This is a genomic window from Acidisoma silvae, from assembly GCF_020618775.1.
In the GTDB taxonomy this organism is placed as follows: domain Bacteria; phylum Pseudomonadota; class Alphaproteobacteria; order Acetobacterales; family Acetobacteraceae; genus Acidisoma; species Acidisoma silvae.
Genome location: NZ_JAESVB010000030.1, coordinates 1 through 14,540 on the forward strand (window position 1 = coordinate 1; position 14,540 = coordinate 14,540).

General features: G+C 59.5%; 14 protein-coding genes and 1 pseudogene. 8 read left to right on the top strand and 7 right to left on the bottom strand.

The window, feature by feature from the left end; all coding sequences use genetic code 11:
• Positions 1-294: 294 nt before the first annotated feature.
• From ASILVAE211_RS24375 to ASILVAE211_RS24385, 3 genes and pseudogenes are all read left to right on the top strand, one after another.
• Positions 295-1,086 (top strand): annotated as a pseudogene (locus ASILVAE211_RS24375) (SDR family NAD(P)-dependent oxidoreductase).
• Positions 1,087-1,175: 89 nt separating this feature from the next.
• Positions 1,176-2,135 carry a YncE family protein gene (locus ASILVAE211_RS24380; protein ID WP_227323969.1) on the top strand — a complete coding sequence of 320 codons (960 nt, stop codon included), beginning with the start codon at positions 1,176-1,178 and terminating at the stop codon, positions 2,133-2,135.
• A 275-nt stretch (positions 2,136-2,410) separates the two neighbouring features.
• Positions 2,411-2,839 carry a DUF2934 domain-containing protein gene (locus ASILVAE211_RS24385; RefSeq protein ID WP_227323996.1) on the top strand — a complete coding sequence of 143 codons (429 nt, stop codon included), beginning with the start codon at positions 2,411-2,413 and terminating at the stop codon, positions 2,837-2,839.
• A gap of 321 nt (positions 2,840-3,160) precedes the next feature.
• On the opposite strand, the gene ASILVAE211_RS24390 is transcribed toward ASILVAE211_RS24385, so the two are convergent.
• Genes ASILVAE211_RS24390 through ASILVAE211_RS24400 form a run of 3 tightly spaced genes read right to left on the bottom strand, consistent with a single transcriptional unit; the run spans position 3,161 to position 5,956 of the window.
• Positions 3,161-4,975, bottom strand: coding sequence for a glycoside hydrolase family 15 protein (locus tag ASILVAE211_RS24390; RefSeq protein WP_227323970.1), 1,815 nt, complete (start codon positions 4,973-4,975; stop codon positions 3,161-3,163).
• The gene (locus ASILVAE211_RS24395) at positions 4,968-5,765 is read right to left on the bottom strand and encodes a glucose 1-dehydrogenase (protein WP_227323971.1); all 798 of its coding nucleotides are present in this window, start codon (positions 5,763-5,765) and stop codon (positions 4,968-4,970) included. Before ASILVAE211_RS24395 ends, ASILVAE211_RS24390 begins: the two co-directional genes overlap by 8 nt.
• A gap of 11 nt (positions 5,766-5,776) precedes the next feature.
• Complete coding sequence (locus tag ASILVAE211_RS24400; protein WP_227323972.1) at positions 5,777-5,956, bottom strand: hypothetical protein; 180 nt, start codon at positions 5,954-5,956, stop codon at positions 5,777-5,779.
• 29 nt (positions 5,957-5,985) lie between these two features.
• On the opposite strand from ASILVAE211_RS24400, the gene ASILVAE211_RS24405 reads away from it, so the two are divergent.
• Complete coding sequence (locus tag ASILVAE211_RS24405) at positions 5,986-6,243, top strand: hypothetical protein (RefSeq protein WP_227323973.1); 258 nt, start codon at positions 5,986-5,988, stop codon at positions 6,241-6,243.
• Here ASILVAE211_RS24405 and ASILVAE211_RS24410 read toward each other — a convergent pair.
• From ASILVAE211_RS24410 to ASILVAE211_RS24425, 4 genes are read right to left on the bottom strand one after another with little or no spacing between them, the layout of a single operon-like run.
• Entirely contained in the window at positions 6,231-6,812 is a 582-nt protein-coding gene (locus ASILVAE211_RS24410) for a class I SAM-dependent DNA methyltransferase (protein WP_227323974.1), read from the bottom strand. The genes ASILVAE211_RS24405 and ASILVAE211_RS24410 overlap by 13 nt on opposite strands.
• Positions 6,809-7,537, bottom strand: a complete 729-nt coding sequence (locus ASILVAE211_RS24415) for a PIG-L deacetylase family protein (protein ID WP_227323975.1) — start codon at positions 7,535-7,537, stop codon at positions 6,809-6,811. The genes ASILVAE211_RS24410 and ASILVAE211_RS24415 overlap by 4 nt, the downstream gene beginning before the upstream one ends.
• The gene (locus ASILVAE211_RS24420; protein WP_227323976.1) at positions 7,524-8,657 is read right to left on the bottom strand and encodes an acyl-CoA dehydrogenase family protein; all 1,134 of its coding nucleotides are present in this window, start codon (positions 8,655-8,657) and stop codon (positions 7,524-7,526) included. Before ASILVAE211_RS24420 ends, ASILVAE211_RS24415 begins: the two co-directional genes overlap by 14 nt.
• Positions 8,654-9,859, bottom strand: coding sequence for a glycosyltransferase family 2 protein (locus ASILVAE211_RS24425; RefSeq protein WP_227323977.1), 1,206 nt, complete (start codon positions 9,857-9,859; stop codon positions 8,654-8,656). Before ASILVAE211_RS24425 ends, ASILVAE211_RS24420 begins: the two co-directional genes overlap by 4 nt.
• A 197-nt stretch (positions 9,860-10,056) precedes the next feature.
• Here ASILVAE211_RS24425 and ASILVAE211_RS24430 point away from each other — a divergent pair, with 197 nt between their 5' ends.
• From ASILVAE211_RS24430 to ASILVAE211_RS24445, 4 genes are read left to right on the top strand one after another with little or no spacing between them, the layout of a single operon-like run.
• Positions 10,057-11,847, top strand: a complete 1,791-nt coding sequence (locus ASILVAE211_RS24430; protein WP_227323978.1) for a thiamine pyrophosphate-requiring protein — start codon at positions 10,057-10,059, stop codon at positions 11,845-11,847.
• Between the two features lie 3 nt (positions 11,848-11,850).
• Positions 11,851-12,948, top strand: a complete 1,098-nt coding sequence (locus ASILVAE211_RS24435) for an enolase C-terminal domain-like protein (protein ID WP_227323979.1) — start codon at positions 11,851-11,853, stop codon at positions 12,946-12,948.
• Between the two features lie 15 nt (positions 12,949-12,963).
• Entirely contained in the window at positions 12,964-13,905 is a 942-nt protein-coding gene (locus ASILVAE211_RS24440; protein WP_227323980.1) for a hypothetical protein, read from the top strand.
• Positions 13,898-14,539 (top strand): gluconate 2-dehydrogenase subunit 3 family protein, encoded by a 642-nt coding sequence (locus ASILVAE211_RS24445; protein WP_227323981.1) that lies wholly within the window; start codon positions 13,898-13,900, stop codon positions 14,537-14,539. The genes ASILVAE211_RS24440 and ASILVAE211_RS24445 overlap by 8 nt, the downstream gene beginning before the upstream one ends.
• Position 14,540: the final 1 nt, after the last annotated feature.

Sequence of the window (14,540 nt, forward strand, 5' to 3'; positions counted from 1 at the left end):
GGAAAATGATTACACTTATCGTGATCGCCGGAGCGGAAAAGCAACGCGGGGTGGTTCCCGGGCCCCAGCTGTTCAGGTTGAAGCCCTGACTAGGGGAGACGTTCGCTCTCATGGCGGCAATCGGAGGCAGCTACCGGACGCCGATTTGTTTCCTGGAGCGTCGCGCAAAAAATCATGCTCCCGCTCAACGCGGCTGTCACACGGCAGTTTGAACTGCTGCACGGTCCAAGGGTCCGAAAAGCTTGCCATGTGTAGGGCAACAGTTCACGGCTTTCGGAAAAAACAGGAACCATAATGAAGATTGATCTCACGGGGAAAGTGGCGCTCGTCACTGGCTCAACCGGTGGTATTGGGTTTGCCGTAGCCAAGGGACTTGCGGAAACTGGGGCGACCGTGGTCGTACAGGGGCGGACTTCAAAGCGCATCGACGATGCAATCGGCAGGTTGCAGACCGAGGTCGCGGGAGCGTCCCTGCACGGTGTTGCGGGAGATGTTGGTAGTGCCGAGGGCTGCGCCGCCATCGTTAAGGCAGTGCCGATAGTAGATATTCTGATCAACAACGCTGGCATATTTGTGCCGAGTGATTTTTTCGACACCGAGGATGACGTTTGGGACCGGCATTGGGCCGTGAATGTGATGTCAGGCGTGCGTTTATCACGCGCCTATGCCCCGATGATGCAAAAGCACGGATGGGGTCGCATTATCTTCTTAGCGTCCGAAAGCGCGTTCAATATCCCCGTCGAGATGATCCACTATGGGGTCAGCAAGACGGCCGATGTTGCTGTTGCCCGCGGTCTTGCAAAGCGGCTCGCCAATACCGGTATCACCGTGAATTCTGTTCTGCCCGGGCCAACCTTAACAGAGGGTGTCGAGGCAATGCTGGAGGGTTCCGCAGCAAAGAATGGACATTCAATTGAGGAAGAAGCTAGGGCCTTTGTGATGGCTCAGCGTCCGAGCTCCATTCTTTAGCGCGCTGCCACGGTTGATGAGGTCGCGTCTATGATCGTCTACCTGTCATCCAAGCAGGCTTCGGCGACAACTGGCGCCGCAGTGCGCGTAGACGGGGGCACCATCGATAGCCTCTGACGGAAAAGACCCAATCGGCAGGGAACGAGCATGGCAAGGGCAGGCTCCGCTCCTGCTTTTCCGATAACTTACTCATGCGGAAATAGCGAATGACAGTTGATGCAAACAATTTTGGTCTCGTCGCGGTCGACAAGCGTGGTAATCGTGTCCTCTTCCTGGATCCAAATGGCCTCGATATAATCAAGGCTATTGAAGAATTTCCAGCCAAGCCGCATGAACTTCTGATTGTCGAAGCCCAAGATAAAGCTTACGTCCCGATTTATGGTGACGGAGCACATGGAGATAATCCTCATCCAAATCACCTGATTGCTGTCATTGATCTTCATTCCAAGGAACTCTCGAAGATCATTGATATAGCGCCGTTCAAAGCACCTCATACCGCGCGGCTTGGCGATAAGGGTTTATTGTATTGCTGCTGCGAAGATAGCGGCGCTGTTGTTGTGCTGGATTTCGCTAATGACCACTTTGTGGGCGCTATTCGCATCCCTTCTCTCAATGTGCATCGTCTCGCGACAGTCTCGGGCACCGGGACTCTTATTACCGAAAACGAAGAAGATGGGACATTGAGCCTTGTCGCCCTGGAGGGCACTAGTGGCAGGGTCATCAAGAACATTAACGCGCCTGGACCCTTGAATGGCATCGCTCATTTCTCTGGCCAGCCCTGGGCGGTGGCAACCGCCAAAGACAAACCAGCGATATATGTCGTGTCGACCGACGAGTTAACCTTGCTTCGTTCCATTCCACTGCCGGGACATACAAAGCCGGGTCAAGTTGTTCGCTACAGAGATGACGGTAAGGTTCTGGCCGTCATCGGTGATTTCGAGCCGGTCGTCAGCTTCTACGACGCCGATCTGAATCCTCTCTTTGCAGCTGAGACCCAGGCCAAGCCGCTGGACGGTGCATTTAGCCCAGATGGCAAAAGCTTCCTGGTCGCTAATGAGGAAAGCGGCTCGGTTAGTGTCGTTGATCTTCAACGACGAAGAGCGATAGCTCATAAGCTGGTCCCTGTGGGATGCGAAGTCCTTGGTTTCTTCCCCTTAAAAAATTGACGACGACAGAGACTATTAAAAACGTTTCGTGCGATTAGCCTCCTTGTCATTGAACTGGTCCCCCCGTTTGTTTACGAAAAAAGGGGAGAAGCGTCATTGAGGCCGTCACCTGAGATCGTCTTAGCCCCCAATATGAGTCGCCCAATTTTTCTTGTGACGATGACAACCTCGCGAACTGGCCGTCGTGGATCAGATTTCGATTGCGTAGACCCTGCGGCCCCTCACTTTAGGCGCGACAAGGAAAGGTCAGGACAATGACTTAGCGCTTGGTTGACGTGTTGAACGATAAGCAGACGGTCCTCCATACATTTCCGGTTGATGCATCGGTTCCGGATCCAGCGGAGGACACGCTTCATGAAAAAGCGCTTTCGGCAGCACGCCATGCTCAACTGGTTCCAGCGAAGGAGCTTGAGAAGCTCTCTGCACGGGACCATGTGACCCGAGGCGGCCAGCTCACACTTTACGGCGATAGCCTGGAACCGTTGGCGGAAACGCGTCTGAGCCTCGAACAAAGCGTACGAGAACGCGCTTATTTCATGTGGGAACAGGCGGGTAAGCCCGTTTGGCGAAGCGATGAATTTTGGCACCAAGCGCGCGACGAGCATTTTCGCCTGCGAGCTTATCGGCTTTGGGAAGCGGAAGGTTGTCCCGAAGGGCAAGCTGACCGCCATTGGCATTGGACCCGGGATTTCGAAGATAAGTAAAGCGCCGATATCCATGCCGACTGTCACACGCAAGTCGAATAGGAAATCCGAAACATGACATTGTATGGGATGACGAAACTGGGAATTTTGGGGATCGCGTTAGCCTTGGGAGGCTGTATGAGCGATAGCTCGGCTCATTTAGCCTCGGCTCACAAAGTAGGCGGAGCCTCGGGCAGCATTGATCAGTCTGGGGCCGCAGGCGCAGGCGATGCTGACGGTCCAACCGGAGGCGCCCCGGCTCCTTGATTGGATCAAAAATATGCTCATGCTTGGTTTCGGCATAAGACGCCCTTTAACAAAATTGCCAAAGGGAGCTGGGCATCATGCTCCCCACTCTTCGCCCTTACCATTTGATAGCGCCCGATCGAGATAAAAGGCCGCGCTGATCAATGCGAGGTGACTAAGACCTTGTGGGAAATTGCCTAAAGCTTCACCGCGTCGATCCAATTCCTCTGCAAAGAGCTCTACGTGATTTCCATAGCTCAGGACGCGTTCGAATTTCATCCGCGCTTCCTCAAGTCTTCCAGCGCGCGCGAGACATTCCACATACCAGAAAGAGCAGGCGGTAAACGATCCCTCGCTGCCGGGCAGTCCGTCCTCTTCATGATAGCGCCAGATCATGCCATCATCGGTCAATCGTTCAGTGATTTGATCCAGTGTGGCTGTCCATCGTGGATCAGAGGCACCTATGAAGCGCACAAGTGGCATTAACAGCATCGCGCCATCGACAGCAGTATTATCGTCACATTGCGTAAAATGGCCTAAGTCGGCATTCCAGAAATCCGCGTGAATACTTTGATAAATTTCATTGCGGGCGTTGGTCCAGCGCTCGAAAGGGGCGGGCAGGGACCGTTTGGTCGCGAGCCGGATGGCGCGATCGACGGCAACCCAGCACATCAGGCGAGAATGCAGGAAACGGCGAGGCTTGCCTCTGACTTCCCAAATGCCGTGATCCGGTTCACGCCAGTGATCGACGACATAATCAATCATACGCGTCACATTGCCCCAGCTTTCCCAACTGATTCCACTCCCATATTTATTTTTCAGGTATAGGCTGTCCATTAACTCGCCATAGATATCGAGCTGCTGTTGGCCTACCGCTGCATTGCCGATGCGAACTGGGCGAGCGCCGCGATAACCTTGCATATGATCGAGTTCGCCTTCTGGAAAGTCTTTGCTACCGTCGAAGCGATACATGACCTGAATGCGGCCGTCCGTACTGCAGTCAGCCACGCGGGCTTCAACCCAAGTCATGAAATCTGACGCCTCTTCAATGTAGCCAAGGCGGATGAAGGCATAGACGGTGAATGACGCATCGCGGATCCAGGTCGCGCGGTAATCCCAGTTCCGCGTGCCGCCGGCGGCCTCCGGTAGGCCGAACGTCGGAGCCGCAATAATTGAATGACGCCGGCGAGAGGTTAGAAGCTTAAGGACCAGAGCCGACCGCATTACTGTCTCTCGCCAACGGCCACGATAGGTTGAGCGGCCGCTCCAGTCCTGCCAGAAGGCGGTCGATCGTGCGATCATGTCGTCCAGCATTGCCGGCTCGACAATCTCCCCCTGGTCGCGACTGCTCAGCAGGAATATGGCGGACTGTCCTGCCTGCAACGTGAACGAGGCTGTGGCTTCGCCATCTCCCGCCGCCAGCGCCTGATGTCCGCTGAGGACGAGGTTTTCGATGGCGGTGGAGCGGAAGGCGACGAAATTCTGGCCTGCCTCAACCACCGGCGTCTCACGACCATAATCCGGGCGTGGTCTGCACAATAATTGGAAGGTGACCGACCCGCGGGTCGCGGTCGCACGACGGATAAGGCGCGTCGGCCCACCGTACGGACCGTCCTTGGGCACCAGCAGGTCCAACACCTCGGCGCTGCCCTCATCGCAAAGCCAACGGGTCACGAGAATATTGGTGTCGGGGACATAAGCCTGAATGCGCCGCGCGTCCGGCAAGTCGGGCTGCAGGTTATACACGCCGCAATCCGGGTCCAGCAACTGCGCGAAAATGGTGGGACTGTCGAATTCAGGCCAGCACAGAAAGTCGATACTGGCATCGTGAGAGATCAAGGCTATCGTCGCGCGGTCGCCGATGACGGCGTGATCCCCGATAGTAACTGAAGACTGCGCGGGCTCAGCCATTGCCGCGAAACTCCGGATAGAGCGCCATCCCGCCATCCACAAAGAGGGTTGTCCCGGTGATATAGTCGGACTGATCGCAGGCAAGCCAAACTGCCGCACGGCCGATATCGGCGGCATCGCCAATGCGGCCGTAAGGAATGAGTTTGAGCAAGGCCTTAGCCTTGTCGCCCTCGGTTTCTTCTTTGTTAATGGCCGTCCGTATCGCGCCAGGGGCAATAGAATTGACCCGGATACCCTTCTCGGCGAGTTCCTGCGCCATAGTCTTCATCATCAACATAATGCCGCCCTTTGATGCTGCGTAATTGACATGTCCGGCCCAAGGAATCACTTCATGCACTGAACTCATGCAGATGATCTTGCCGCGCGCCTTGGAGACGTTTCGCTCGGTTTGCTTCAGGAATTGGCGGACGCCGGCCTGCGCACAGAGAAACTGGCCGGTCAGATTGACGTCCAGGACCTTGCGCCAATCGTCCAACGTCATCTCGATCAGCGGAGCATCCTTCTGCAGACCAGAATTGGCGACGACGATGTCGACAGCCCCAAAAGCCGACAGCGTTTCGGAGAAGAGCTTTTGAACATCCTCTGGATTGGAGACATCGGCGCCAATGGCTTTTGCTCGGCCCCCCGCGTGCACAATCTTTGCCGCCAGTTCTTCGGCAGGATCAGCGTGGCTGTTATAATTGATAGCTAAGGCAGCCCCTGCGGCGGCTAGTGCTTCAGCGCAGGCATAACCAATGCCTGAACTGGCTCCGGTTACAATGGCGACTTGTCCGTCTATCCGACATTCCATGACGCTGTCCTTTAAATATGAGCGGCGACGCGAAAGTATTGCCTGCCTGAAATTGGAAGAAACATCGGCGCGACAAGCTTTCTTCCATCACACGGCAGCAGAAGACCGCACTCGAAGCTGAACACGGTATTGCGCAAGGTTTCCGGAGCAGATCTTGCTAAAGCCGGCAGGCCTTCAAAACTGCCGTCCAAGTTTGCACCTTGGAAAGCGGAGAACTTTCATGACTATGAGCGCACAGATTGACGTCAAAGCATCAGAAAAGCCTGCTCCTGGCGAACAATTTATTATTCAGCTTCAGAAAAACAGCGAAATGCTTGGCCTTCTTGATGACGGTCGCACCTTTCGCTTCAAAGCTCCATCTGCAACCGAACACGATTACCAGCAGGAAAACAAAAGCCTGATTGTCGTGGGGCTTGATCTCGGCAAGGCAGAAAGCCGGAAAGAGCGGCTTGTCGGCACCCTCAGCTATCGCGCCTGATCTTTTTCCAGAAGATCAAGCCGGTAGAGCCCCTTCCGATCTTGCCGACGAAGGGGCAGGCCCACGCTGGATAGGAATTGATCGGCCGCCAGGTCGCCGGGTTGCGGCGTCTCCTCGGAACCGAGCCAGTTAGCGAGGATGACGCGGCCGCCGCGGACAAGGCTCTTTTCCACCCGCGCGGCCATTATGTTGACTGCATCTGGCGGCAGGAAATACAAAACCTCCGACAGAACGATCAGGTCGAACTGGCCTTCCGGCCAGTCGCCGGGTGTCGCCATGCAAGTGAAGCGTGCGTTCGGAAAAGCCGAACAGGTGGCGCGGGCAGCGGCCAAAGGAATTTCTGAAATATCCACGCCGAGAAACGCGTCGCAGACCGGTGCGAGATAGGCGGAGAGCACGCCAATAGAGCAGCCGACTTCAAGGCTCCGGGCATAGCGGCGATCGCCGATCATGGCGATCGTCGCCGCGTATTTTTTCTTTTCGTAGTCGCTGGTGCGAAAGTCCCAGGGGTCGGCGTCGCGCGTGTATAGCGCATCGAAATAGGCGCGATCGTAAGCTTGCCCGGTCATGGAATGAGAAAGGTTTCGTAAGGCCGGTCGAAGACCGACAGAAGATGATCTGGCAAGGTAAATCCTTCCGGTGAATCCGTGATGACGCCGCTATATTGCGTGGCATGAGCCCGGATCGCGCTCTGCTTCAGGGCCAGTTCCGCGTTGATCGCCAGGCGGACGCCGCTCTGCGCCGCAGATACCTCTGTCTCATCCGGCAAAGTCCAGCCCCAGACGGGGTAGCTCATCACAGGCAGACCGGTTCTCCGTGCAAGACCTTCCGCCAGGGTCGCCGCCGCTTCGTGATCGCAATGCGGATCATGCCGCCAGGTGCAGAGCAGAAGGTCGCAACCGGTCACGTCGCAAAGATCGGCGAGCGCGGTGATGATGGCTTCCGCCGCGGGCCCCTCAGCAGGCAGGCGCGTATCCTCGGCGCCAATCCAGCAGAGATCGCTGTCGGACAGACCAAGAATGCGCAAAGCGTCTACAGCCTCCCGCCTGCGCCGCGCCGCGAGGCGGGGCGGGGGATGACTGACGGAGCCAGGATGCGACCGGCTGCCGTCGGTCAGAACAGCAACCTGAGCCCCAATCCCGGCTGCCGCGCATTGCGCCAGCAGCCCACCGCAGCCAAGGCTTTCGTCATCGGGATGCGGCGCCAGGATAAGCGGCTTCCGCCCGGCGAGAAGGGTTTGCAGATCAATAATTGCCAAAGCTTCCCAGGCGGCCCGCACCTCAGACATCCGCATCGTTATTCTCCTTGGCGCAAAAGGCGTGGGACAAGAAATAGCCGGCTGCATTGTGCAGAACCTCATCGGCGGCTGGCTGGCGCAGATAGGTCTGCAGGTCTCTCATCAAAGATTCCACGGGATTGTCGGTCAGAAAGCTGCCAAGGCCCAGGCTGCGCTGTACGAGTTCGATTCCGTCCAAACAGACGCGTTCCACGGCCAGCCGGGCGAAGCCTACGGTCGCAATAATTTCCTCGGGGGGCGCTTCCAGTTTTTCAGCCATGACGGCTGCGTGGCGGAGCCAGAGCCGGCCCGTCTCATGCGCCATCACTATCTGGCCAAAGCGTGCCCGTTGATGCGGATCGTCGGCGCGGCTACGCGCTTTGAGCTGATCCCGCAGCAATTCCGCCAGCCGAAACAGACCGCCGAGAGCGACGGCGGAACTACGCCAGGCACCGGCGGAGAAGTCGGGCTCCTTCAGATAGTCGCCTGCCAAACCGATGATGTCGTTCCGCGCAACGTGCTTGCCGGTGAAATCCACCTGGCCGGTGACGGCGGCTTTCATCCCACTCAGGCCAGCGGGAAGAGGGGATACCTGCTCAGAGCCGTCCATCCGCAGCAGAAGCAGTCGCTGGTCGGCACAACCCGGATCGAACGCTGTCACCACGGCCCAGCCGGCATGGCCTGCGCCCGAACAGAACATCTTGCCGCCGGTCAGGCGAAGGGCGTCGCCTTGCGCATGAATGTTCAGCTCGCCTTGGCCCGACGGGTCTGTCACCCATAGGCCAAACAGGCTGCCCGCAAGGACGCCGTCGGCGGCTTTTGTCATGTGTGCGGCATCGCCGTAGCGGGCGACGATGCGCAGCGCGTTGACATGCGCCTCCACCAGCCGGCCGAGCGGCAGGCTGATACGCCCCAGACCGTGCAGCAGGGACAAGGTTTCCAGCCCCAGGCCAGGCTCGGTGCCGAGACCTTGACCGCCATAGGCGCGGGGCAAGGGAGCCTGCAGCACGCCTGCTGCCGTCAGCCGGTCCATGGCTGTTTTCGGAAATTGGGCTTCGTCGGGGATAGCCAGCTTCTCCGCGCGAAGATGTTTTAACGCGGCAAAAACGTCCGCTGGTTTGTCGTGCGATGATGTCATTCTGCGAGAGCTTGCAAGCCGGGGTCGCGAGACAGACGAGTGCCGCTAGGGACGGCGGTTTTCCGCAACTGGTTCAGAATAGGCTTCGCCTCCATGATCGCGTCCCGCAAGGCGGCCATGGGAATGGGCATACGACGCAAGACGGGACTCACGGATTCGATATCCGCCCAGGCCCCGCCGAACCAGGGGCTGCGCATAAAGCGTTCCACCTGTGCCGGCGGCAGCATCAGCATGCTCGCGAGAGAGGGCAGGCCATGAACCGGCGACTGCCAGACAGCGCGCGCGCGGCAGCGCAGCTCAGCGCGCCGCAATGCCGCCTGTGGCATTTCCAGCCGGTCATCGGCCCATTCATCTTGCTTGATGATGCGCCGGGCGATGGCCTCCGCCATGCCGCCGCGCGCCCGGCCCGAATGGCGACCCGATACGGTCACGGTTATCTCCGTGTCATGCCGGATCTTGCAGTCTCGATGCTCAAGCCGCGCCACGAAACCGCGATCTTCGCTGTGACTGACATGGGGAAGACCGCCGACCGCTGCATAGACGGCCGACCGCACAGCGATGCTGGCGCCCGACCGGTGCGTGTGACGCGGCCAGGGGTCCCAGGGTCTGGGATCGACCCAGTGATCGATCTCGTCCAGCAGCGCGGTGTATTGCGTCTCCGCCCAATCGTCCTGAAGGAGATGTACCGGAATGAGTGTCTCGTCGGCCGGGTCGATGACGGCCCTTCCGCAAACGGCGTCGTAACCCGCGCGAAGCCAGGCGAGATTGCGCGCAACCCAGTCGAAGGGCAATTGCCCATCCGCATCCGTCGTGAGAATGGCGCCCTGAGGGCCGGCCAATTCGGCAGCCTTCTCCATGGCAAAGCGCCGCATCGTGCCTGCATTAGCGTGCTCGTGTGACAGCGTCACTTCATGCACATGCAGACGACTTCTAAGCGATGCCGCCAGGCTGTGCGCGATTTCGGCCGTGCAGTCTGTCGTATTATTGACAAGAAGCACAATGTCATCAGCGGGCTCGCTTTGCCGCGCAAGCGAAGCAAGACAGGCATGGATGAGCTCCGCCTCATTCTTCGCAGGAATGGCGATAACGGCTCTGGCAGTTTTGGCTGCAAAAAAGGTCAAGGCACACCGCCGGATTATTTGAAATAGGCAGGTGATGACATGTGCGCAGCGCGGAGAACCGGCAAGGCGAATTCCCCGCATGGGAAATCACGTTTCGGATTTTAAGAAGAATATCTGTAGAAATGTGCAGTAGTGGTTGTTTCAGCACCGTTGTTTTGGCGTCAAAGGCTGAACCATCGCCCGAAGTCGTGATTGGGTAATCGTGCTGCGGGGGCCATCTCCCGACAATCAGCGCAGGGCCGATCCAGGCTTCTCCTCCGCAGCGGGACATCACAACAATGGCATCCAGGAACGTCAGCGAATTCGTCTGGCAGCGCCTAGGCGAATGGGGCATCAAGCGGGTCTACGGCTATCCCGGCGACGGTGTCGGCGGTCTGGATGTGGCACTCGAAAAAGCCAAAGACAGAATGCACTATGTGCAGGTGCGGCACGAGGAAATGGCGGCCTTCATGGCCTCCGCCCATGCCAAGTTCACCGGTGAGGTCGGGCTCTGCTATGCGACCTCTGGCCCCGGCGCCATCCATCTTTTGAACGGACTCTATGACGCCAAGATGGATCACGTACCCGTGGTGGCAATTGTCGGCCAGCAGGCCCGCATGGGACTTGGTGCCAGCTACCAGCAGGAGGTCGATCTCCAGAATTTGTTCAAGGATGTCGCTGGCGATTTCGTTATGCAGGCCAGCGTGCCCGGGCAGGTGCGCCATTTGATCGACCGCGCCGTCCGCATTGCCAGCGCCCGGCGTGTCGTGACCTGCGTGATTCTGCCAAATGATTTGCAGTTGATGCCTTATCAGGACCCGCCGAATGCGCATGGCGCGACTCATACCGGTGTTGGTTACGCGGGGCCTGCCAAGCTCCCGGACGACAAAATATTGCGCGAAGCTGCGGCCATTCTGAATGCTGGCAAGAAGGTCGCAATGCTGGTGGGCGCCGGTGCGCTGCACGCGACCGATGAGGTCATCGCTATTGCCGACAAATTGCAGGCGGGTTGCGCGAAGGCGCTGCTGGGCAAGGCAGTGCTGCCGGATGATCTGCCCTGGGTCACCGGCTCGCTCGGTCTGCTCGGCACCAAGCCGTCCTGGGATCTGATGCAGGATTGCGACACCTTTCTGATGATAGGGTCGTCCTTTCCCTATAGCGAATTCCTGCCCAAGCCCGGCAGCGCGCGGGGCGTGCAGATCGACATGGATGCCGGCGCGCTCAGCCTGCGCTATCCGATGGACGTCAGCATGGTGGGCGACAGCTCCGTGGCGCTGCGGGCCTTGCTGCCGCTGCTGGAGCAGAAAAGCGACACGTCCTGGCGTGGGACGATCGAGAAGGGCGTGCAATCCTGGTGGAAGACGCTGGAAGACCGCGCGATGCAAAGCGCGGAGCCGCTCAACCCGCAGCGCGTCTTCTGGGAATTGTCGCCGCGTCTTCCGGAAAACGCCATCATCACGGCCGATAGCGGGTCCGTCGCCAACTGGTATGCGCGCGACCTCAAAATCCGTCGCGGCATGAAGGCGTCACTGTCCGGCGGGCTCGCCTCGCTCGGTGCCGGCACGCCTTATGCGGTCGCCGGCAAAATGGCCTTTCCGGACCGCACCGTCATCGCCTGCATGGGGGATGGCGCCATGCAGATGAACGGCCTGAACGAGATGATCACCATTAGCAAATACTGGAAGGAATGGTCCAATCCGCGTCTGATCGTGCTGGTGCTGAACAATCGCGATCTCAACCAGGTGACGTGGGAGGAGCGGGTGCAGCTTGGCGCCGGTAAAACGGAAAGCACGCAGAGCATTCCCGATTTTCCCTATCATAAATATGCTGAACTCTTGGGCCTGAAGGGTATCTTCGTCGATCACCCGGACAAAGTCGGCGCGGCCTGGGACGAAGCGCTTTCAGCCGATCGTCCGGTGATTTTGGAAGCCTTCACGGACCCCAACGTCCCGCCGCTGCCGCCGCATATCACGCTGAAGGATGCCAAGAACTTCATGACGTCTCTGGCGGATGAGCCGGAGCGCGGCAGCGTCATCGTCAATAGTGCGAAGGAAATGCTGGCGGGCGTGCTGCCTGGCCATAAGGGCTGATCGGTGCTGTCGGATCTGCCGATCCGCGCGGTATCGGCGCGTGCCTTTACCGTGCCGACCGACGCGCCCGAGGCCGATGGCACTTTCGCCTGGGAAAAGACAACGCTCGTTTTTGTCGAGGTCCATGCTGGGGGCAAGACAGGCATCGGCTATACCTATGCCGATGCTTGCCTGGTCAAGCTTATCGACTCCGTTCTGGCGGCCGCGATCACCGGCCGCGATGTGCTGGCTATTGGGGCGGCGTGGTTGGCGATGCAACGCGCCGTGCGCAACCTCGGCCGTTCCGGTCTTGCCAGTTGTGCCATTTCCGCCATCGATGTCGCGTTATGGGATCTCAAGGCCAAGCTGCTTGACCTTCCACTGGCGCGGTTATTGGGATCGGTGCGGCAAAGCGTGCCGATCTATGGCAGCGGCGGTTTCACCACCTATAGCGATAGCCAGATTCAGGACCAGCTTGCAGGCTGGGTGGAGCGGGACGGCTGTCGCGCCGTGAAGATGAAAATCGGCACGCATCCGGATCAGGATCCGCATCGCGTCGATGTCGCCCGGCGCGCCATTGGCACCGCCGCTTTGTTCGTGGATGCCAATGGTGCCTTGTCAGCGCGGCAGGCTTGCTATTTCGGAAAACAATTTGCTGAGACAGCGGATATCCGCTGGTTTGAGGAGCCTGTCTCGTCCGACGATCTCCCGGGGCTGCGCTTTGTGCGGGATCATTCGCCGGCGGGCATCGATATTGCTGCCGGCGAGTATGTCTATACGCAGGATGACGCGCGCCTCATGCTGGCAAGCGGCGCGGTTGACGTGCAGCAGGCGGATGTCACCCGGTGCGGCGGCATTACCGGCTTTCTTGCCATCGGTAATTTGTGCGACGCGCATCATGTCGACCTGTCCGGCCATTGCGCGCCGGCCGTGCATCTTCACGCCGCCTGCGCGGCGCCGCGTTTCCGCCATCTGGAATGGTTTCACGATCATGTCCGCATCGAACGGATGTTTTTCGACGGTGCCCCGCAGCCGGTTGCCGGCACGATCCGCCCTGACCTGTCCCGCCCGGGACTGGGCCTTACCCTCAAAGCCGCCGACGCCGAGCGCTATGCCGTCTGACAGGAAAGCTGCGCGATGAAGAATGACCGACCAACTGGCGATATCGCGACCGCTTTGTCGCTGGTCACCGGCGCCACGATCCTGGGCGGCATTGTCCTGGCCTGTCGTAAGCCGCATGTGCCGGTGAAAAAGCCACAGGCCACCGTGGCGGCGGCGCGCCGTCTGAACCGGGCGGCGGGGACGCTGGCGGCTTCCGTGTTGATCGATAGCGCGATCGAGCATTATCGCGGCAATTTCCATAACAAGGCGATGATCACGCCCCTGGTGACAGCATCCCTGTCGCTCGCGGCCAGTCTGCACGGCACGGCGGATAGCAAGGGTGAGGCGCATGTCATTCGCGACCTCATCTATGCCGGCGCGGGCCTCACTGGTCTGGTCGGTACGGGCTTCCATATCTTCAATATCAGCAAGAAGCCCGGCGGACTGAGCTGGCAGAATTTGTTCTATTCCGCACCGCTGGGCGCGCCGGCCGCGATCTCGTTGTCAGGCATGCTCGGCTTCCTGTCGGAGCGGCTGCGCGACAGCCATCCCGATATGCCGCCCAAAATTCTGGGCATTCCGGCAGGACGGGTCATCGGTGTCATGACCAGCCTGGGGCTAATGGGAACAGTGGCGGAATCCGGCCTGCTGCATTTCCGCGGTGCCTATCATAATCCGGCCATGTATCTGCCCGTGACGATGCCGCCCGTGGCGGCGGCACTCCTGGGCGCAAGCGCCTTGGGGCCAATTCGCAGGCATGGTCGCTTGACGCGCTGGTGGCTGCGCGCGACCGCGCTGCTGGGCTTTGCGGGCACTGGTTTCCATGCCGTGGGCGTCGCCCGCGGCATGGGTGGCTGGCGCAACTGGCGCCAGAATCTGGTCGATGGGCCGCCCATTCCCGCGCCCCCGAGCTTCACCGGCCTTGCCATGGCAGGCCTAGCGGCGCTCGCCCTGCTGGAGGATCATCCCGATGACTGACCGCTATCCCGGCTATGATGTTCTGGCCAAACGCCGCACGCCGTCCTGGAACGAGCCGACGCGGCAGGTCGTCAATCGCCGCCTGGCGGTGCCGCGTGAGCCGCGCTATCTCACACCACCGCTTTTCACTGTGCTCGATGCCGTTTGCCAGCGCATCCTGCCGCAGCCGACGGATCGGCCGCCGGTGCCGCTCGCGGCGCTGGTGGACGACAAGCTTTTTACGGGTCTTCAGGACGGCTTCCGTTACGCCCGGATGCCGGATCAGGGCGAAGCCTGGCGGCGCGGTCTGGCCGGGTTGGAGGAAGCAGCCGAAGCGCATTACCGCCTATGTTTCGTGAAACTGAGCGGCGAACAGCAGGATGATATCCTGCGCCGCATGGAACGCGGTGAACTTTCCGGCGGCGCGCTCGGCGATATGCCCGCCACGCTGTTTTTCGAGCATCGCCTGATCCTCGATATCGTGACCGTCTATTACGCGCATCCCACCGCCTGGAGTGAAATGGGTTATGGCGGCCCCGCCAGTCCGCGCGGCTATGTGCGCATGGGGCTGGATCGCCGCGACCCGTGGGAGGCGGCCGAAGCCCATGACGGCGATGAGACAAAGGCCAGGTTGGAGAACGGCTTTGTCGGCTGAT

Excerpts from the sequence above, each read along its gene's own strand:
- ASILVAE211_RS24380 (WP_227323969.1), top strand. The coding sequence starts at position 1,176 with ATGACAGTTGATGCAAACAATTTTGGTCTCGTCGCGGTCGACAAGCGT.
- ASILVAE211_RS24390 (WP_227323970.1), bottom strand. The coding sequence starts at position 4,975 with ATGGCTGAGCCCGCGCAGTCTTCAGTTACTATCGGGGATCACGCCGTC.
- ASILVAE211_RS24395 (WP_227323971.1), bottom strand. The coding sequence starts at position 5,765 with ATGGAATGTCGGATAGACGGACAAGTCGCCATTGTAACCGGAGCCAGT.
- ASILVAE211_RS24405 (WP_227323973.1), top strand. The coding sequence starts at position 5,986 with ATGACTATGAGCGCACAGATTGACGTCAAAGCATCAGAAAAGCCTGCT.
- ASILVAE211_RS24410 (WP_227323974.1), bottom strand. The coding sequence starts at position 6,812 with ATGACCGGGCAAGCTTACGATCGCGCCTATTTCGATGCGCTATACACG.
- ASILVAE211_RS24415 (WP_227323975.1), bottom strand. The coding sequence starts at position 7,537 with ATGCGGATGTCTGAGGTGCGGGCCGCCTGGGAAGCTTTGGCAATTATT.
- ASILVAE211_RS24420 (WP_227323976.1), bottom strand. The coding sequence starts at position 8,657 with ATGACATCATCGCACGACAAACCAGCGGACGTTTTTGCCGCGTTAAAA.
- ASILVAE211_RS24425 (WP_227323977.1), bottom strand. The coding sequence starts at position 9,859 with ATGCGGGGAATTCGCCTTGCCGGTTCTCCGCGCTGCGCACATGTCATC.
- ASILVAE211_RS24430 (WP_227323978.1), top strand. The coding sequence starts at position 10,057 with ATGGCATCCAGGAACGTCAGCGAATTCGTCTGGCAGCGCCTAGGCGAA.
- ASILVAE211_RS24440 (WP_227323980.1), top strand. The coding sequence starts at position 12,964 with ATGAAGAATGACCGACCAACTGGCGATATCGCGACCGCTTTGTCGCTG.
- ASILVAE211_RS24445 (WP_227323981.1), top strand. The coding sequence starts at position 13,898 with ATGACTGACCGCTATCCCGGCTATGATGTTCTGGCCAAACGCCGCACG.